Consider the following 21056-nt stretch of genomic DNA (forward strand, 5'->3'; position numbering starts at 1 on the left):
GGAGCTGAGATCACGTGGCGAACGAGCAAGAACTCCGGGAGTACCTCAAGCGGGCCATCGCCGATGCCCGGGACGCGAAGAAGCGTCTGCGCGAGGTAGAGGACAAGGCACAGGAGCCCATCGCGATCGTCGGGATGGCGTGCCGGTACCCCGGCGGGGTCGCCACCCCCGAAGACCTCTGGCAGCTGGTCACCGACGGGGTGGACGCGGTCAGCGGCTTCCCCGTCAACCGTGGCTGGGACCTGGAGCGGCTGTACGACACCGACCCCGACGCGGCGGGCACCTCGTACACCGCCGAGGGCGGCTTCCTGCACGAGGCGGACCGTTTCGACCCCGAGTTCTTCGGGATGTCGCCGCGCGAGGCCCTCGCCGTGGACCCCCAGCAGCGACTGCTGCTGGAGACCACGTGGGAGGCCTTCGAGCGGGCCGGGATCGACCCGGCCTCGCTGCGCGGCAGCCGTACGGGTGTCTTCACCGGTCTGATGTACAACGACTACGGCTCCCGGTCGGGCCTGCCCGCCGAGGGCAACGAGGGCTACCTGTTCAGCGGCAGCGCCGGCTCCATCGCCTCGGGCCGTCTCGCGTACACCTTCGGTCTGGAGGGGCCGACGGTGACCGTGGACACGGCCTGTTCCTCCTCGCTGGTGGCCATGCACATGGCGGCGAACGCGCTGCGGGCCGGTGAGTGCGACCTCGCGCTCGCCGGCGGCGCGGCCGTCATGTCGACGCCGACCGCCTTCATCGAGTTCTCCCGGCTGCGCGGCCTGTCGGCCGACGGCCGCTGCAAGTCCTTCTCCGAGCACGCCGACGGCACGGGCTGGGCCGAGGGCGTGGGCCTGCTGCTGGTCGAGCGGCTCTCGGACGCCCGGCGCAACGGTCACCAGGTCCTCGCGGTGATCCGGGGCACCGCCGTCAACCAGGACGGTGCCTCCAACGGCCTGACCGCCCCGAACGGCCCCTCGCAGGAGCGGGTCATCCGCCAGGCGCTCGCCAACGCCGGTCTGACCACGGCCGATGTGGATCTGGTCGAGGCGCACGGCACCGGCACCTCGCTGGGCGACCCGATCGAGGCGCAGGCCCTGCTGGCGACCTACGGCCAGGACCGTCCGGCGGACCAGCCCCTGTACCTCGGCTCCCTCAAGTCGAACATCGGGCACAGCCAGGCCGCGGCGGGCGTCGGCGGCATCATCAAGATGGTGCAGGCGATCCGGCACGGGTTCATGCCGAAGACCCTGCACGCCGAGGAGCCCTCGACGCGGATCGACTGGGAGGCGGGCGCCGTCTCGCTGCTCCAGGAGGCCCGCCAGTGGCCCGAGACGGGGGCGCCGCGCCGTGCGGGCGTGTCCTCCTTCGGTTTCGGCGGCACCAACGCGCACGTGGTCATCGAGCAGGCCCCGGCCGCCGAGGAGCCCGAGGGCGAGGCCGCCGAGGCGGCCCCGGCCCCGGCGGCGGTGCCGTTCGTACCGTGGGTGCTGTCCGGGAAGACCCCGGAGGCCGTGACGGCGCAGGCCGCGCGGCTGCTGGCCTGGGCCGAGGACCGTGCGGACCTCGACCTGGCCGGGGTGGGCCGTGCGCTGGTCGGCCTGCGGGCGCTGTTCGACCACCGTGCGGTGGTGGCGGGCGGCGACCGGGACGCGCTGCTGGCGGGTCTGCGGGCGCTGGCCTCGGGCGAGGCCTCGCCGGCCGTGGCCCAGGGGGCGAAGACCGCCGGGAAGACGGCGTTCCTGTTCACCGGCCAGGGCGCGCAGCGCGCGGGGATGGGCGAGGAGCTGTACGCCGCCTTCCCCGCCTACGCCACCGCCTTCGACGCCGTCGCCGCCGAACTGGACAAGCACCTCGACCGGCCCATCCGCGAGGTCATCGCCTCCGGTGAGGGCCTCGACGACACGGGCAACACCCAGCCCGCGCTGTTCGCCGTCGAGGTCGCCCTCTACCGGCTCGTCGAATCCTGGGGCATCAAGCCCGACCAGCTCGCCGGACACTCCATCGGCGAACTCGCCGCCGCCCACGTCGCCGGAGTCCTCGACCTCGCCGACGCCGCCAAGCTCGTCGCGGCCCGCGCGAAGCTCATGCAGGCCCTCCCGGCCGGCGGCGCCATGATCGCCGTACAGGCCACCGAGGAGGAAGTCCTCCCGCTCCTCGACGGGCTGACGGACCGCCTGGCCATCGCCGCGATCAACGGCCCCAACTCGGTCGTCGTCTCCGGCGACGAGGACGCGGCCCTCGAGGTCGCCGCGAAGATCGCCGGACTGGGCCGCAAGACGAAGCGGCTCACCGTCTCGCACGCCTTCCACTCCCCCCACATGGACGGGATGCTGAAGGAGTTCACCGAGGTCGCGGCCGGTCTCACCTACCACGCCCCGAAGATCCCCGTCGTCTCCACCCTCACCGGCGAACTCGCCACCGGGGACGACCTGCGCACCGCGAAGTACTGGGCCGACCAGGTCCGCGGCGCCGTCCGCTTCACGCACGCCGTCCGCACCCTGGAGACCCTCGGCGCGAGCACCTTCACCGAGATCGGCCCGGACGCCGTCCTGACCGCGCTGGCCGCGGGCTCCGTCGAGGGCGCCGGAACCGCCCTCGCCACCCTGCGCGCGGGCCGGCCCGAAGTGCAGCAGGCCGTCCTCGCGGCCGGGCAGCTGCACGCCCGGACCGGGAAGGCCGACTGGGCGGCGTATTTCGGGGGCGGGGCCTTCGGCGGCCCGGCGGACTCCGCCGTGGACCTGCCGACGTATGCCTTCCAGCGCGAGCGGTACTGGCTGGACGTCGCGGAGGCCGCCGCCGACGCGACGGGCCTGGGCCTGAGCGCGACCGACCACCCGATCCTCGGCGCCACCCTGGACCTCGCCGACGGCGACCAGACCCTCTTCACCAGCCGGCTGTCGCTGCGCTCGCACCCCTGGCTCGCCGACCACGCCGTCCTCGGCACGGTCCTGCTGCCCGGTACCGGCTTCGTCGAGCTGGCCGTCCTCGCGGGCGGACAGCTGGGCTGCCCGCAGATCGAGGAGCTGACCCTGTCGGCGCCGCTGGTGCTGCCCGCGCAGGGCGGCGTCCAGCTCCAGCTGGTCGTCGGGGACGCCGACGGCTCGGGCCGGCGCAGCGTCGACGTGTACTCGCGCCACGACGGGGACGCGGCCGACGCGCCCGCCGAGGCCCGCCCGTGGACCCTCAACGCCAAGGGCGTCCTGGCCCCCGCCTCCGACACCGCCACCGGTGAGGCCCTGATGGTCTGGCCCCCGGCCGGGGCCACCGAGGTCTCCCTCGACGGGGTCTACGAGCGGCTCGCCGCCCAGGACTACGCGTACGGCCCGGCCTTCCAGGGCCTGCGCCGCGCCTGGAAGGGCAACGGCGAGATCTTCGCCGAACTGACCCTGCCCGACGCCCAGCGCGCCGACGCCGGCCGGTTCCAGCTGCACCCGGCGCTGCTGGACTCGGCGCTGCACCCGCTGCTGCCGGGCGTCGTCGACGACGACCGGGTGGCGCTGCTGCCGTTCTCCTGGTCCGGGGTGAGCGTGCACGCCACGGGCGCCGCCACGCTGCGCGTCCGGATCACGCTGACCGGCCCCGAGGTGGCCTCGCTGACGGTGGCGGACGGTACGGGAGCCCCGGTGGCGACCGTGGAGTCGCTGCTGCTGCGCCCGCTGTCGAAGGAGGCGCTGCGCGAGGCGAACTCCGCCGCCCGGGACGGCCTGTTCAAGGTGTCCTGGAACGCGTCGACCGCTTCGGGCTCCGCGGTGGACACCTCCGGGTGGGCCGTCGTCGGGGATCTCACCGTCGAGGGCGCCCGTGGCTACGCCTCGCTCGAGGCGGTGGCCTCGGCGCCGTCCGTGCCCGCCACCGTCCTGCTGGCCCTCGCCCCGACGGGTGCGGCGGACTCCGCCGAGGTGCCCGCCCTGACGCACGGCGCGGTCCGGGAGCTGCTGGGCACGGCCCAGTCCTGGCTGGCGGACGACCGGTTCGCCGACTCCACCCTCGTGGTGGTGACCCGGGGCGCCCTCGCCACCACCGTCGGCGCTCCCGTCACCGACCTGGCGCACGCCGCCGCCTGGGGTCTGCTGCGCGTCGCGCAGAGCGAGAACCCGGGCCGGATCGTCCTGGTCGACCTGGACGCCGACGGCGACGGCGCCCCGCCGGTCGCCGCCGTGGCCTCCGGCGAGCCGCAGGTCGCGGTGCGCGGCACCGAGCTGCTGGTGCCGCGCCTGGCCCGCACCGCGCAGGACCCCGAGGCCCGGACGGCCCGCTGGGACCAGGGCACCACCCTGATCACCGGCGCGACCGGCGCACTGGGCGGCGTACTCGCCCGGCACCTGGTCACCGAGCACGGCGCCAGGCACCTGCTGCTGCTCAGCCGCCGCGGCATCGAGGCGGCGGGCGCGGCCGAGCTGGAGGCGGAGCTGACCGGGCTCGGCGCCCAGGTCACCGTCGCCGCCTGTGACGTCGCCGACCGGGAGGCCCTCGCCGCGGTGCTGGCCGCGATCCCGGCGGAGCGCCCGCTCGGCGCGGTCGTGCACACGGCCGGCGTGCTGGACGACGGCCTGCTGTCCTCGCTGACCCCGGAGCGGCTGGAGAAGGTACTCCAGCCGAAGGTGGACGCGGCCTGGAACCTGCACGAGCTCACCAAGGACCTGGACCTGTCGGCCTTCGTCCTCTACTCGTCCATCGCGGGCCTCATCGGCAACGCCGGCCAGGCCAACTACGCGGCGGGCAACACCTTCCTCGACGCCCTCGCCCAGTACCGCCAGGCCAGTGGCCTGCCGGCCACCTCGCTGGCCTGGGGCCTGTGGGCGCAGGCCTCCACCATCAGCGGGCAGCTCGACGAGGCCGACCTCAAGCGCATCGAGCGCACCGGCCTGCTGCCGCTGTCCTCCGCCGACGCGATGGACCTGTTCGACGCGGCTCCCGGTACGGGCGAGGCGGTGCTCGCCGCGACCCGGCTGAACACGGCCGCGCTGCGCAAGCAGGCCGACGGCCCGCACCTGCTCTTCCGCGGGCTGGTCACGGCCGCCCCGCGCCGGGCGGCGGCCTCCGGCCAGGCGGGCGGCGGCTCCTCGCTGGCCGACCGGCTGGGCGGGCTGTCCCCGGCCGAGCGGGACCAGGCCCTGACGGACCTGGTGCGGGCGCAGGTGGCGGCGGTGCTCGGGCACTCCGACCACAGCAGCATCGACGCCGAACGCGCCTTCCAGGAGCTGGGCTTCGACTCGCTGACCGCGGTGGAGCTGCGCAACCAGCTCAACTCCACGACGGGCATGCGGCTGCCGAGCACGCTGGTCTTCGACTACCCGAACCCGGCCGCGCTGGCCGCACACCTGTCGTCCGAGCTGTTCGGCGCCGAGCAGGGCGCGGCGCCCGTGGTGGTGGCCGCCGACTCGGCGTCGCTGGAGCCGATCGCCATCGTCGGCATGGCCTGCCGCTACCCGGGCGGGGTCTCCTCGCCGGCGGACCTGTGGCGGCTGGTCTCCGAGGGCACGGACGCGATCACCCCGTTCCCGTCGAACCGCGGCTGGGACCTGGAGAACCTGTACCACCCGGACCCGGACCACACGGGCACCACGTACGCCCAGGGCGGCGGCTTCCTGCACGACGCGGACCTGTTCGACCCGGAGTTCTTCGGGATGTCCCCGCGCGAGGCGCTGGCCACCGACCCGCAGCAGCGGCTCCTGCTGGAGACCGCCTGGGAGACCGTGGAGAACGCGGGGCTGGTCCCGGCGGCGCTGCGCGGCAGCCGTACCGGTGTGTTCGCCGGTGTGATGTACCACGACTACGGCTCCGCCCTCACGACCATCCCCGAGGACCTGGAGGGTTACCTGGCCAGCGGCAACGCGGGCAGTGTGGCCTCGGGCCGGGTCTCGTACACCCTCGGTCTGGAGGGCCCGGCGGTCACCGTCGACACGGCCTGCTCCTCCTCGCTCGTCGCCCTGCACATGGCGGCGAACGCCCTGCGCTCCGGTGAGTGCGACCTGGCGCTGGCGGGCGGTGTCACGGTGATGTCGAGCCCGACCACCTTCGTGGAGTTCTCCCGGCAGCGCGGTCTGTCGCCCGACGGCCGCTGCAAGCCCTTCGCCGCCGGTTCCGACGGCACCGGCTGGTCGGAGGGTGTGGGCCTGCTGCTGGTGGAGCGGCTCTCGGACGCCGAGCGCAACGGGCACAACGTGCTCGCCGTGATCCGGGGTTCGGCCATCAACCAGGACGGTGCCTCCAACGGCCTGACCGCCCCGAACGGCCCTTCGCAGGAGCGGGTCATCCGCCAGGCCCTCGCCAACGCGGGCCTGAGCCCGGCCGATGTGGACGTGGTCGAGGCGCACGGCACCGGGACGACCCTCGGCGACCCGATCGAGGCGCAGGCGCTGCTGGCGACGTACGGGCAGAACCGTCCGGCGGACCGGCCGCTGTGGCTGGGCTCGCTGAAGTCGAACATCGGGCACACGCAGGCCGCCGCCGGCGTGGGCAGCGTCATCAAGATGATCGAGGCCATGCGCCACGAGGTGCTGCCGCAGACCCTGCACGTGGACGCGCCGTCCGGGCACGTCGACTGGGAGGCGGGCGCCGTCTCGCTGCTGACCGAGGCGCGCGGCTGGGAGGAGTACGGGCGTCCGCGTCGTGCGGGCGTGTCCTCCTTCGGCATCAGCGGGACCAACGCGCACGTGGTCATCGAGGCGCCCGCGGTCCGGCCCGAGCCGGCGCGGGAGCCGGCTGCGCCGCTGCCGGTGGTGCCGTGGGTGCTGTCCGGGAAGACCCCGCAGGCCGTGACGGCGCAGGCCGCGCGGCTGCTGGAGTCGGGTGCGGAGGCCGACCCGCGGGACCTGGGTCTGACGCTGGCCACGGGCCGTTCGCTGTTCGAGCACCGTGCGGTGGTGGCGGGCGGCGACCGGGACGCGCTGCTGGCGGGTCTGCAGGTACTGGCCTCGGGTGCTTCGGCGCCGAACGCGGTCCGTGACAGCCGTACGTCCGGGAAGACGGCGTTCCTGTTCACCGGCCAGGGCGCGCAGCGCGCCGGGATGGGCGAGGAGCTGTACGCCGCCTTCCCCGCCTACGCCACCGCCTTCGACGCCGTCGCCGCCGAACTGGACAAGCACCTCGACCGGCCCATCCGCGAGGTCATCGCCTCCGGTGAGGGCCTCGACGACACGGGCAACACCCAGCCCGCGCTGTTCGCCGTCGAGGTCGCCCTCTACCGGCTCGTCGAGTCCTGGGGCATCAAGCCCGACCAGCTCGCCGGACACTCCATCGGCGAACTCGCCGCCGCCCACGTGGCCGGGGTCCTCGACCTCGCCGACGCCGCCAAGCTCGTGGCCGCCCGCGCGAAGCTCATGCAGGCCCTCCCGGCCGGCGGCGCCATGATCGCCGTACAGGCCACCGAGGAGGAGGTCCTCCCGCTGCTGGCCGGGCGTGAGGGCGAGCTGGCCATCGCCGCGATCAACGGCCCCAACTCGGTGGTCGTCTCCGGCGACGAGGACACCGCGCTGCACGTGGCGGAGCGGTTCCAGGCGCAGGGCCGCAAGACGAAGCGGCTGACCGTCTCGCACGCCTTCCACTCTCCCCACATGGACGGGATGCTGAAGGAGTTCACGGCGGTCGCGGCCGGTCTCACCTACCACCAGCCGAAGATCCCGGTCGTCTCCACCCTCACCGGCCGGCCGGCCGCCGGGGACGACCTGGTCACCGCGGAGTACTGGGCCGACCAGGTCCGCGGCGCGGTCCGGTTCGCCGACGCGGTCGCCGCTCTCGAGGCCCTGGGCGTCACCACCGTGGCGGAGGTCGGCCCGGACGCCGTCCTGACGGCCCTCGCCCAGGACACCCTGTCCGCCGCGGCCGCCGTGCCGCTGGTGCGCCGGGGCCGGCCCGAGGGCGAGACGCTCGTCGCGGGCGTCGGCCGGCTGCACAGCCGGGGGGTGCGCGTCGACTGGGCGGCGTACTTCGCCGGTTCGGGCGCCCGTCCGGTGGCCCTGCCGACGTACGCCTTCCAGCACGAGGCCTTCTGGCTGAAGGGCTCGGGCGCCGCCGCGGACGCCGGGTACGGACTGAACCCGACCGGGCACCCGCTGCTCGGCGCCGCGGTCACCATCGCGGGCGCCGACCAGGTGCTCTTCACCAGCCGGCTGTCGGTGCGCACCCACCCGTGGCTCGCCGAGCACGCCGTCTTCGACTCGGCCGTACTGCCCGGCTCCGCCCTGGTGGAGCTGGCCGTACGGGCGGCCGACGAGCTGGGTCTGGCCGGGCTCGCCGAGCTGGACCTCGACAAGCCCGTGGTGCTGCCCGAGCAGGGCGCCGTCCAGCTCCAGCTGGGCGTGGGCCCGGCGGACGAGGCGGGCCGGCGGCCGTTCACGGTGCACACCCGCGCCGACGAGGCGGAGGCCCGCTGGACGGTGCACGCCGCCGGTGTCTTCGATACGCAGACAGCGCAGACCGCGCAGACCGCGCCCGCCGTCCTGGGCGGTGAGGCCGCCGAGCTCGCGCTGCCGGAGGAACTGCTGCCCGACGCCGCCGCGTACGAGCTGCACCCGGCGCTGCTGGAGGCGGCCGTGGCCGCCGCCGGGGGCACCGGGGCCGCGGGGACGACGCGGATCCCGGCGCGGTGGCAGGACGTACGGCTGCACGCGAGCGGGGCCACGGCGGTGCGGGTGCGGATCGCCCCGCTTGACGGGGACCCGGAGGGCGCCGTGACCGTACGGCTGTCCGACGCGCAGGACCAGGCCGTCGCCACGGTCGGCCGGCTCGTCTTCCGGGACGTGCCGGACACCGAGTTCACCGTGTCGCAGGGCGGCAGCCGGCCGCTGTTCCAGGTGGACTGGGTGGCCACCGCGCTGCCCGAGCCCGCCGAGCGGGTCCGCTGGGGCGTCCTCGGTGACGCCGCCGCCGGCTTCGACGGCCCGGCCTTCGAGGACGTGGCGGCCGTCGGGAAGGCGGCCGAGGCCGGGGCGGCCGTGGACGCCGTCCTGGTGTGGGCCGTCACGGACGGCGCCGCCGACGTGGTGGGCGCCTCCCACTCCGCCGCGCGCGGAGCGCTGGCCCTGCTCCAGGACTGGCTGGCCGACGACCGGCTGGAGGCCACCCGTCTGGTGGTCGTCACCCGGGGCGCGGTGGACGCCGGTCCGGCCGGTGTTCCCGAGCCCGCCTCGGCGACCGTGTGGGGGCTGCTGCGTTCGGCGCAGGCCGAGGCCCCGGACCGGATCGTACTCGTCGACCTGGACCACCCGGGCGACGGCCCCGTCCCGGCCGCGGCCCTGTCGGCGGTGCTCGCCTCCGGTGAGCCGCAGGCGGCGGTGCGCGGCGGTGAGGTGCTGCTGCCGAGGCTGCGCCGGCTCACCGAGGCCGACTCGGGCGAGCGGACCGTGGTCTGGGACCCCGAGGGCACGGTGCTGGTCACCGGCGGTACCGGCGCGCTGGGCAGCCTGTTCGCCCGGCACCTGGTCGCCGAGCACGGCGTACGCCACCTGGTGCTGGCCGGGCGTCGCGGCGACGCGGCCCCCGGGGCCGGGGAGCTGCGCGCCGAACTCACCGCGCTGGGCGCGGAGGTCACCCTCGCGGCCGTGGACGTGTCCGACCGGGAGGCCCTGGCGGCCGTCCTGGCGGCGATCCCGGCGGAGCACCCCCTGAAGGGTGTGGTGCACACGGCGGGCGTCCTCGACAACGGTCTGGTGGCGGCGCTGAGCCCGGACAGCCTGGACGCCGTACTGCGGCCGAAGGCGGACGCGGCCTGGCACCTGCACGAGCTGACGAAGGACCTGGAGCTGACGGCGTTCGTGCTGTTCTCCTCCAGCGTCGGTGTCATCGGCGGCCCCGGGCAGTCCAACTACGCGGCGGCCAACGCCTTCCTGGACGGGCTCGCCGCCCACCGGGCGGGCCTGGGTCTCGCGGCGACCTCCCTGGCCTGGGGCCTGTGGGGCCTGAGCTACGGGATCAACGCCGGTCTGGACGAGAACGACCTCAAGCGGTTCGGCCGCGAGGGCTTCAAGCCGGTCTCGCCGCAGGAGGGCACCGCGCTCTTCGACTCGGCGCTGGCGATGAGCACCTCGGCGGTCGTGGCGCTCCCGGTCGACCTGTCCGCGATGCGGGCGCACGGTCTGGTGCCGCCGGTGTTCCGCTCGCTGGTGCGGGCGGTGAACCGGCGCGCGGCGCAGTCCGGCGGGGGTTCCGTCGAACTGCTCGCGACGCGGCTGGCGGGGCTGTCCCCGCTGGAGCAGCAGCAGGCGGTGCTGGACCTCGTACGGGCCGAGGTGGCCACGGTCCTGGGCCACACCGGGCAGGACGCGGTGCAGGCCGACCGCGCCTTCCAGGAGATGGGCTTCGACTCGATGACGGCGGTGGAGCTGCGCAACCGGCTCAACGCCGCGACGGGGGTGCGGCTGTCCGCGACCGTGGTCTTCGACCACCCGAACCCGACGGCGCTGGCCGAGCACGTGCTCGGCGAGGTCGCGCCGGACGGTGCGGCGGCCGAGGAGCCGGCGCTCGCGGAGCTGGACCGGCTGGAGGCGGCGCTCGCCGCCCTCGCCGAGGACAGTCAGACGCGCTCCACCGTCTCTGTACGCCTGCAGACGATCCTGTCCCGGCTGAACGAGGCTGCGGGACCGGCCGGAGGACCGGACCTGGCCGAAACGATCGAATCCGCCTCTGCGGACGACCTCTTCGACTTCATCGACAACCAGCTCGGCCGTTCCGCGAACTGACGGTCCCGACGTACGCAGCTCTGAGGAGAAGTTGATCTCTCATGTCCAATGAGACCCAGCACAACGGACCGGCAGCGTCTTCGGATCCGGCCGCGTCCAAAGAACAGAAGATGGTCGAGTACCTGAAGTGGGTCACCACCGACCTGCAGAAGGCGCGCAAGCGGCTGGCGGAGCTGGAGGCCGGCAACGACGAGCCGGTCGCCATCGTCGGTATGGCCTGCCGCTTCCCGGGCGGGGTGACCTCGCCCGAGACCCTGTGGAAGCTCGTCACGGACGAGGCCGACGGGATCACCGAGTGGCCCGGCGACCGCGGCTGGGACATCGACGCCATCTACGACCCCGAGCGCGGCAAGCCCGGCAAGTCGTACACGAAGAAGGGCGGGTTCCTGGAGGGCGCGGCCCTCTTCGACCCCGGTTTCTTCGGCATCTCCCCGCGCGAGGCCCTCGCCATGGACCCGCAGCAGCGAGTGCTGCTGGAGACGGCCTGGGAGACCTTCGAGCAGGCCGGGATCGACCCGACCACGCTGCGCGGCACGCCGGTCGGTGTGTTCGCGGGTGTCGTGGAGCAGAGCTACCTGGGCCTGGAGGGCCCGGAGGAGCTCGAGGGTTACCTGATGACCAGCAAGCTCAGCGCGGTGGCCTCCGGCCGCATCTCGTACACCTTCGGTTTCGAGGGCCCGGCCGTGTCCGTGGACACGGCGTGCTCCTCGTCGCTGGTGGCGCTGCACCTGGCCGTGCAGTCGGTCCGCAAGGGCGAGTCCTCGATGGCGCTGGCCGGCGGGTCGACGGTCTCCGGCCACCCGAGCGGCTTCGTCGACTTCTCCCGGCAGAACGGCCTGGCCGAGGACGGCCGGATCAAGTCCTTCGCGGCGGCCGCCGACGGCACCGCCTGGTCGGAGGGCGTGGGCCTGCTCCTCGTCGAGAAGCTGTCGGACGCCCGGCGCAACGGCCACGAGGTGCTCGCGGTGATCCGCGGCAGCGCCGTCAACCAGGACGGCGCCTCCAACGGCCTGACCGCCCCCAACGGCCCCTCCCAGGAGCGGGTCATCCACCAGGCGCTGGCCAGCGCCAAGCTGTTCGCCTCCGACGTGGACGTGGTCGAGGCGCACGGCACCGGCACCCGGCTCGGCGACCCGATCGAGGCGCAGGCGCTGCTGGCGACGTACGGGCAGAACCGTCCGGCCGACCAGCCGCTGTACCTCGGCTCGCTGAAGTCGAACATCGGGCACAGCGTCGCGGCGGCCGGTGCGGGCGGCGTGATCAAGATGATCATGTCGATGCGGCACGGGGTGCTGCCCAAGACCCTGAACATCGACGAGCCCACCCCCATGGTCGACTGGGAGTCGGGCGCGGTCTCGCTGCTCACCGAGGCCCGCGAGTGGCCCTCGTACGGGCACCCGCGCCGGGCGGGCATCTCCGCCTTCGGCGTCAGCGGCACCAACGCGCACGTGATCCTCGAGGAGCCGCCGGCCCTGGAGGCCCCGGAGGGTGCCGAGGCGCCGGAGGGCGCCGAGGACGGTCCCGCGCACGTGCTGCCCGTACTGCCCTGGGCGCTGTCGGCGAAGACCCCCGACGCCCTCGCCGGGCAGGCGGCGCGGCTGCTGGAGCGCGTCGAGGCCGAGCCGTCCACCTCCCCGCTGGACGTGGCGTTCTCGCTGGCCACCGGCCGCGCGGCGCTGGAGCAGCGCGCGGTGGTCGTCGGCGCGGACCGTGACGCGCTGCTGGAGGGCCTGCGTTCGCTGGCCGCCGGCGAGCCCGCCGCCGGGATCGTGCGCGGGACGAAGGCGGGCGGCCACAACGCCTTCGTCTTCACCGGGCAGGGCGCGCAGCGCACCGGGATGGGCGAGGAGCTGTACGCCGCCTTCCCCGTGTACGCGGAGGCCTTCGACGCGGTCGCGGCCGAGCTGGACAAGCACCTGGAGCGCCCGATCCGTGAGGTCATCGCCTCCGGCGAGGGCCTGGACGAGACGGCGTACACCCAGCCCGCGCTGTTCGCGGTCGAGGTGGCGCTGTACCGGCTCGTGGAGTCCTGGGGCATCAAGCCCGACCACCTGGCGGGCCACTCCATCGGCGAGCTGACGGCCGCCCACATCGCGGGCGTCCTGGACCTCGCGGACACGGCGAAGCTGGTCGCGGCCCGCGCGAAGCTGATGCAGGCGCTGCCCAAGGGCGGCGCGATGATCTCCCTCCAGGCCACCGAGGAGGAGGTCCTCCCCCTCATCGCGGGTCTGGAGGACCGGCTCGCGATCGCCGCGGTCAACGGCCCGACCTCGGTGGTCGTGTCCGGGGACGAGGAGGCGGCCCTGTCCGTCGCCGCGAAGATCACCGACCTGGGCCGCAAGACGAAGCGCCTGACCGTCTCGCACGCCTTCCACTCCCCCCACATGAACCCGATGCTGGAGGAGTTCCGGCAGGTCGCGGCCACGCTCACCTACAACAAGCCGCAGCTGCCGGTCATCTCCACCCTCACCGGCAAGCTCGCCACCGGCGACGACCTGCGCACCCCGGCCTACTGGACCGACCAGGTCCGCGGCGCCGTCCGCTTCACGGACGCGGTGCGCACCATGGAGGGCTTCGGCGCCACCACCTTCACCGAGATCGGCCCGGACGCGGTCCTGTCGACGCTGGTCCGCGACACCCTCTCCGATGTGGCGGCCGTCCCGCTGCTGCGCCGGGGCCGGCCGGACGCCGAGACCCTGGTGAGCGCGCTCAGCCTGCTGCACGCCTCGGGCGTCGCGGTCCGCTGGGACGCCTTCTACGCCGGTACGGGCGCCGCCCGCACCGACCTGCCCACGTACGCCTTCCAGCACGAGCGCTACTGGGTCGAGCAGACCGGGATCTTCGCGGACGCCTCCGACCTGGGCCTGGAGTCGGCGGACCACCCGCTGCTCGGTGCCTCGGTCACCATCGCGGGCGCCGACCAGGTGCTGTTCACCAGCCGGCTGTCGGTGCGCACGCACCCGTGGCTCGCCGACCACGTCGTCCTCGACCAGACCCTGGTGCCGGCCACCGCCCTGGTGGAGATGGCCATCCGGGCCGGCGACGAGCTGGGCCTGAACGTCCTGGACGACCTGTCGATCCTGGGCCCGCTCGCGCTGCCCGCGAAGGGCGGCGTGCACGTCCAGGTCAGCGTGGGCTCCCCGGACGGCTCCGGCCGCCGTGAGGTCGCCGTCTACTCGCGGCCCGACAACGCCGACGTGCCGTGGACCCTCAACGCCCGCGGCCACCTCAGCTTCCAGGGCGCCGAGGAGCCGTTCGAGCTGACCGAGTGGCCGCCGGCCGGCGCGCAGGAGGTCCCGCTCGGGGACGCGTACGAGAAGCTCGCGACGCAGGGCTACGTGTACGGCCCGGTCTACAAGGGCCTGGACGCCGTCTGGTCCGTCGGCGACTCCGAGGTGTACGCGGAGGTCAGCCTGCCCGAGGGCTCCCGTACGGGCCCGGCGGGCTTCGGACTGCACCCGGCCCTGCTGGAGGTCGCCCTCGCGGCGTCCTGCCTGGCCAGCTACGGGACCGTGCCGGAGGGCGCGGTCTGGATCTCCACCGACTGGAAGGGCGTACGGCTCCACGCGACCGGCGCCTCCAAGCTGCGGGTGCGGCTGTCCGTCGACGCCGACGGCGCGCTGAAGGTGCAGCTGGCCGACCGGACGGGGCAGCCCGTCGCCACGGTCGGCGCGGTGGCCTGCCGCGCGATCGCGGTCGGCGAGGTCTCCAACGCCCTGGCCCGCAACCGTGACTCCCTCTTCCACGTGGACTGGGCCCCGTACCCGGTCGTGGCCGCCGGGGACACCACGCACTGGGCGACCCTGGGCAAGGACGGCTTCGGCGACCGCCGCTTCACCGACGTGGCGCGGGCCGCGCGGGTGGTCGGCTCGGGCGAGCGCGTGGACGTGGTGCTGGCCCGGCAGGAGACCCCGGACACCGGGGACGCGGCCGCCGACGTGCACACGGCGGCGCACACCGCCCTGGCGCTCGTCCAGAACTGGCTGGCCGAGGAGCGGCTGACCGACACCCGGCTGGTGTTCCTCACCCGGGGCGGCGTCGCCGTCTCCGACGAGGACGTCACCGACCTGGGCGCGGCCACCGTCTGGGGTCTGCTGCGCTCCGCGCAGTCGGAGAACCCGGGCCGGATCATGCTCGTCGACCACGACCTCGACCTGGACGACCCGGCCGCCGACCCGTTCGCGGTGCTGGCCCAGGTCGTCGCCTCGGGCGAGCCGCAGTCGGCGGTACGGGCGGGGCGGGTGCTGATCCCGCGCCTGGGCCGGATCTCCGACACGGACGCGGAGCCGACCGGGACCTGGAACCCGGAGGGCACCGTCCTGATCACGGGCGGCACCGGCAGCCTGGGCGGCCTGTTCGCCCGGCACCTGGTCGCCGAGCACGGCGTGCGGAACCTGCTGCTCACCAGCCGGCGCGGGCTCGCCGCGGACGGCGCGGGCGAGCTGGCCGCCGAACTGACGGCCCTCGGTGCGCGGGTGACGATAGCGGCCTGCGACGTCTCCGACCGGGAGGCGCTCGCCGCCGTCCTGGCGGAGATCCCGGAGCAGCACCCGCTGACCGGCGTCCTGCACACCGCCGGTGTGCTCGACGACGGCCTGATCGGCTCGCAGACCCCGGAGCGGCTCTCGGCGGTGCTGCGGCCCAAGGTCGACGCCTCGTGGAACCTGCACGAGCTGACGAAGGACCTGGACCTGTCCGCCTTCGTGCTGTTCTCCTCGATCGCGGCGGTCGTCGGCGGCCCCGGCCAGTCGACGTACTCGGCGGCCAACCACTACCTCGACGGTCTGGCCCAGCACCGCCGGGCCCACGGCCTGGCGGCGACCTCGCTCGCCTGGGGCCTGTGGTCGCAGACCAGCGGCATGACCGGCCACCTCGACCAGGCGGACCTGCAGCGCATCGCCCGGAGCGGTTTCCGCCCGGTCGAGTCGGAGCAGGGCCCGGCCCTGCTGGACATCGCGCTGACCATCGGTCACGCGGCCCTGGTCGCCACCCCGATGGACCTGTCGACCCTGCGCGAGCAGGTGCAGGTGCCGGTGCTGCTGAGCAAGCTGGTGCGTACGCCGGTCCGCAGGGCCGCGCAGAACACCGAGGCGAGCACGGAGAGCCTGGCCGACCGGCTCGCCGGGCTGGAGCCCGAGGAGCAGGAGCGGGCGGTCCTGGAGGTCGTCCTCGCGCAGGTCGCGGCGGTCCTCGGACACGCGGACACCTCGGGGATCGTCGTCGACCAGGCCTTCTCGGCCCTCGGCTTCGACTCGCTGACCTCGGTGGAGCTCCGCAACCAGCTGGGCACGGCCACCGGGCTGAAGCTGCCGCCGACGCTGGTCTTCGACCACCCGACGCCGGTCGCGCTCGCCGCGTTCCTGCACGGGGAGGTGGCCAGCTCCTCCACCGGCCGCAAGGGCACCGACTTCGCGGCGGAGGTCCACCTCGCGGACGACATCCAGCCGGCGGCGGAGGTGGTCCTGACGGCCTCCGACCCGAAGGAGATCCTGCTGACGGGGGCCAGCGGCTTCCTCGGCGCGTTCCTCCTGCGCGACCTGATGCGCACGACCACGGGCCGGGTGCACACCCTGGTCCGCGGTGAGGACGAGGCGAGCGCGCTGGAGCGGCTGAAGGCCAACGCCCAGTGGTACCGGGTGTGGGACGAGATCGACGAGGACCGGCTCACGATCGTCCTCGGCGACCTGGCGGAGCCCCGCCTGGGCCTGACCGAGGAGGCCTTCGACCAGCTCGCCCGGACCGTCGACGTGGTCTACCACAACGGCGCCCGCGTGCACTGGCTGCACCCGTACGAGACCCTCAAGGCCTCGAACGTCACGGGCACCGAGGAGGTGCTGCGGCTCGCCGCGCGCCACCGTACGGTCCCGGTGCACTACGTCTCGACCGTCGGTGTCTTCGACGGGGTGCGCGAGCCCGGCGTCCCGCTGAAGGTGACGGACCCGACGGGTCCGGCGGAGAACCTGCCGAGCGGCTACCTGCGCTCGAAGTGGGTCGCGGAGCAGATCATCGGACTGGCCCGGGACCGCGGTCTGCCGGTGTCGGTGTACCGCGTCGACGTGATCTCCGGCGACCAGGTGAACGGCGCCTGCCAGACCCGCGACTTCGTCTGGCTGACCCTCAAGGGGCTGGTGCAGTCCCGCAGCGTGCCCAAGGGCACCGAGGGCCGTTTCCACCTGCTGCCGGTCGACTACGTCAGCGCGGCCATCACCGGCATCTCGCGCCGGCCGAACACGGTCGGACGTACCTTCCACCTCTTCAACCAGAGCTCGCTCTCGCTCAGCCAGTGCGCGGAGTTCCTGCGCGGCGTCGGCTACGAGCTGGACGAGGTGGACCGGGACACGTGGGACGCCACGGTCAAGGCGGGCGACAACGCCCTGCTGCCGCTGCTGGACGCCTTCGAGATGATGACGTCGGACACCGACGGCTTCTACCCGCCGATCGACACCACGGAGACGGCGGCGGCGCTCCAGGGCACGGGCATCGAGATCCCGGTGCTGACGAAGGAACTGTTCGAGCTGTACGTCGGCTTCTTCGTCCAGGAAGGCCACTTCCCGGCGGCCCCGTGACGGGGGCGGCCATGAGAAAGCCCCGCCGGCCCGGAAGGGCCGGCGGGGCTTTCCCCTTGTCCTGAGCGCCGTGCGGCGCGCCCGTTACGGGAGCTGGATGCTCAGGCGGTGCGAGAAGACGTTCCTGGGGTCCCAGCGGGACTTGACCTGCTGCAGGCGCGGGTAGTTGCCCTTGAAGTACAGCTGGTGCCAGGGGATGCCGGAGGTGTTGAAGGACGGGTCGGCGATGTCGGCGTCGGCGTAGTTGATGTAGCAGCCGTCGTTGACGCCGCCGGTGCGCGGGACGCCGCCGGTGGAGGCGTAGACGTCGGCGTAGGCCTCGCGGACCCAGCGCTTGTTGGCCTCGTCCTGCGTCGGGTCGGTCCACAGCGCGCAGTAGAGCATCTTGGCGACGGAGTCGCGCTGGGCGGTGGCGGTGTCCGAGGTGCCCACCTCGTTGATCTTGCCGCCGAAGCTGACGATGGCGGCCATCCCGTACGGGCCGGCGTAGTCGTCGCGGGTCAGCTGCCGGTACAGGGCGCTGAGCTGGTCCTGCGGCATGGTCCTGCGGACGTACGCCGCCTTGGACTTCCAGCGCGGGACGGCGGCCTCGACGAAGCCGGACCACTCGGTGACGGCGTACATCCACGGCGCGCGGTAGCGGTCGCCGACGGTGTAGCGGACGCCGGTGCCCTCGGAGACGGCGGCGAGGAAGCCGTCGAGCAGGCCCTCGGGGTCCGGGGCGCCGGCGTCGACCTGGGTGCTCATCCGGAAGTAGCCGGCGGCCTTGTGCATGGCCTTGAACTGGCTGTAGAGGAAGCGGCCCGGGGAGTCGGGGGCCGAGTTGGCCTCGTGCCAGGCGGTGAAGTTGCGGGCGAGGCGGGTGAAGGAGGCCTCGTTCAGGTCGGCCCAGGACCAGCTGACGTCCGAGAGGAGCACCTCGGAGGGGGCCTTCGGCAGCAGCTTCGAGGGGTCGTCGCCGGTGGCGCCCGGCGAGCGGAGCCAGTAGCGGGTGACGACGCCGAAGTTGCCGCCGCCCGCGCCGGTGTGGGCCCACCACAGGTCGCGGTTGGGGTCGTTGGCCTCGCGGGTGGCGACCACCTTGCGGGCCCGGCCGGCGCGGTCGACGTGCACGACCTCGACGGCGTACAGGTGGTCGACGGTCAGGCCGCGGGAGCGGGACAGGGCGCCGTAGCCGCCGCCCTGGATGTGGCCGCCGGCGCCGACGGTGGGGCAGGTGCCGCCGGGCAGGACGACGCCCCAGCGCTTGTAGAGGGTGCGGTAGACGGTGCCGAGGAGGGCGCCGGGCTCGACGGAGATGGCGCGGCGCTCGGCGTCGTAGGCGATGTTGTTGAGGCCGGACATCTCGATGACGACCTTCACCTCGGAGTTCGTGGTGAAGTCCTCGTCGCAGTGGCCGCCGCTGCGGACGACGACCTTGAGGCCCTTGTCGACGGCCTCCTGCACGGCGCGCACGACCTGGTCGGTGGAGCTGACGATGCGCACGTAGTCGGGGGTGCCGACCCAGCGCTGGTTGGAGCCCGATATGAGCCCCTTGTAGCGGGGGTCGGCGGGGGTGACGGTGATCGGGGCGGCGACCGCGCGGGCCGCGGCGTCCGCCGCGACCTCCTCGGTGCCTTCGACGACGGCCGCCTGGGCGGTGCCGGCAGCCGAAGCGACGCCGAGCGCGGGCAGGGCGAGGGCCCCGCCGGTCAGCGCGGCGCCTTTCATGAGACCCCGACGGGACACATCGGTCATGACCGCTTACCTCCATGAGACGCGAACGAAGAGCCGTAGAGAAACCCAGGGCCGGGCCACCCGATCACGGCCCGGTCACCAGGCGTTCTCTGGCGGTCCTCGTCCGCTGATTACCTGCCGGTGGACCGCTCGCGGGGATCCGGCGTTACGTTCTGTCCGTCGATGGTTCGAATGTGGCGACGGAGGATCCGGCTGGATCCCGTCGGTCGGACCGGGTCCGGAGAAACGGTTCTGTCAACCGAGTTGAGGAGAGCGTTCGTGCGTAAGGTGCTCATTGCGAACCGCGGCGAGATCGCTGTCCGCGTTGCTCGGGCCTGCCGGGATGCCGGGATCGCGAGCGTAGCCGTCTACGCCGATCCGGACCGGGACGCCCTGCACGTCCGCGCGGCAGACGAAGCTTTCGCGTTGGGCGGTGACACCCCGGCAGCCAGCTACCTCGACATCGGCAAGGTCCTCCAGGCAGCGGCCGACTCCGGAGCCGACGCCATCCACCCCGGATACGGATTCCTGTCCGAGAACGCCGACTTCGCCCAGGCCGTCCTCGACGCCGGCCTCACCTGGATCGGCCCGCCCCCGCAGGCCATCCGCGACCTCGGCGACAAGGTCGCCGCCCGCCACATCGCCCAGCGGGCCGGCGCACCCCTCGTCGCGGGCACCCCCGACCCCGTCTCCGGGGCCGACGAGGTCGTCGCCTTCGCCAAGGAACACGGCCTGCCCATCGCCATCAAGGCAGCCTTCGGCGGCGGCGGCCGCGGCCTCAAGGTCGCCCGCACCCTCGAAGAAGTCCCCGAGCTCTACGACTCCGCCGTCCGCGAAGCCGTCGCCGCCTTCGGCCGCGGCGAATGCTTCGTCGAGCGCTACCTCGACAAGCCCCGCCACGTCGAGACCCAGTGCCTCGCCGACAGCCACGGCAACGTCGTCGTCGTCTCCACCCGCGACTGCTCCCTCCAGCGCCGCCACCAGAAACTGGTGGAGGAAGCCCCCGCGCCCTTCCTGACCCAGGCCCAGAACGAGGAGCTCTACGCCGCCTCCAAGGCCATCCTCAAGGAAGCCGGATACGTAGGCGCCGGCACCGTCGAGTTCCTCGTCTCCGCCGACGGCCTCATCTCCTTCCTCGAGGTCAACACCCGCCTCCAGGTCGAACACCCCGTCACCGAGGAGGTCGCCGGAATCGACCTCGTCCGCGAGATGTTCCGCATCGCCGACGGCGAGGAACTCGGCTACGGCGACCCCGTCCTGCGCGGCCACTCCATCGAGTTCCGCATCAACGGCGAAGACCCCGGCCGCGGCTTCCTCCCCGCCCCCGGCACCGTCACCAGGTTCAGCCCGCCCACCGGCCCGGGCGTCCGCCTCGACGCCGGCGTCGAGTCCGGCTCCGTCATCGGACCCGCCTGGGACTCCCTCCTCGCCAAGCTCATCGTCACCGGCGCCACCCGCGAACAGGCCCTCCAGCGCGCCGCCCGCGCCCTGGACGAGTTCGAGATCGAAGGCATGGCCACCGCCATCCCCTTCCACCGCGCCGTCGTCACCGACCCCGCCTTCGCCCCCACCGACGGCACCCCCTTCACCGTCTTCACCCGCTGGATCGAGACCGAGTTCGTCAACGACATCAAGGCCTTCAACGCGCCCGGCGCCGCGGAGGACGCCGAGGACGAGGCGGGCCGCGAATCGCTGGTGGTGGAGGTCGGCGGCCGTCGCCTGGAGGTGACGCTCCCGTCGTCGCTGGGCGCGCTGGCCAAGGGCGCGCCGGCCGGTGGCGGCTCGGGCCCCAAGGCGAAGCGCCGGAACAAGAAGAACGTCAAGCTCGTCTCCGGCGACACCCTCGCGTCCCCGATGCAGGGCACGATCGTCAAGATCGCGGTCGAGGAGGGCCAGCAGGTCAACGAGGGCGACCTGATCGTCGTCCTGGAGGCCATGAAGATGGAGCAGCCGCTCAACGCGCACCGCTCCGGCACGATCACCGGGCTCAAGGCGGAGGTCGGTGCCTCCCTCACCTCGGGCGCCACCATCTGCGAGATCAAGGCCTGAGCCATGACCGAAGTAGCCCTGCCGCCCACGGGCGAGAAGGAAGTCCGTCGCGTCGATCATG

General features: G+C 73.7%; 4 protein-coding genes. 3 read left to right on the forward strand and 1 reads right to left on the reverse strand.

All coding sequences use genetic code 11. From position 1 onward, the window contains the following. The first annotated feature begins 14 nt into the window (after positions 1-14). Positions 15-10664 carry a type I polyketide synthase gene (locus OOK31_RS37970; RefSeq protein ID WP_267090882.1) on the forward strand — a complete coding sequence of 3550 codons (10650 nt, stop codon included), beginning with the start codon at positions 15-17 and terminating at the stop codon, positions 10662-10664. A gap of 41 nt (positions 10665-10705) precedes the next feature. Then, the gene (locus OOK31_RS37975; RefSeq protein ID WP_267090883.1) at positions 10706-17230 is read left to right on the forward strand and encodes a type I polyketide synthase; all 6525 of its coding nucleotides are present in this window, start codon (positions 10706-10708) and stop codon (positions 17228-17230) included. Between the two features lie 84 nt (positions 17231-17314). Here OOK31_RS37975 and OOK31_RS37980 read toward each other — a convergent pair whose 3' ends face one another. Then, positions 17315-18967, reverse strand: coding sequence for an FAD-binding oxidoreductase (locus tag OOK31_RS37980; RefSeq protein ID WP_267090884.1), 1653 nt, complete (start codon positions 18965-18967; stop codon positions 17315-17317). A 258-nt stretch (positions 18968-19225) separates the two neighbouring features. On the opposite strand from OOK31_RS37980, the gene OOK31_RS37985 reads away from it, so the two are divergent. After that, complete coding sequence (locus OOK31_RS37985; protein ID WP_267090885.1) at positions 19226-20995, forward strand: biotin carboxylase N-terminal domain-containing protein; 1770 nt, start codon at positions 19226-19228, stop codon at positions 20993-20995. Positions 20996-21056: the final 61 nt, after the last annotated feature.

The sequence above is a fragment of the Streptomyces sp. NBC_00249 genome, from assembly GCF_026342355.1.
In the GTDB taxonomy this organism is placed as follows: domain Bacteria; phylum Actinomycetota; class Actinomycetes; order Streptomycetales; family Streptomycetaceae; genus Streptomyces.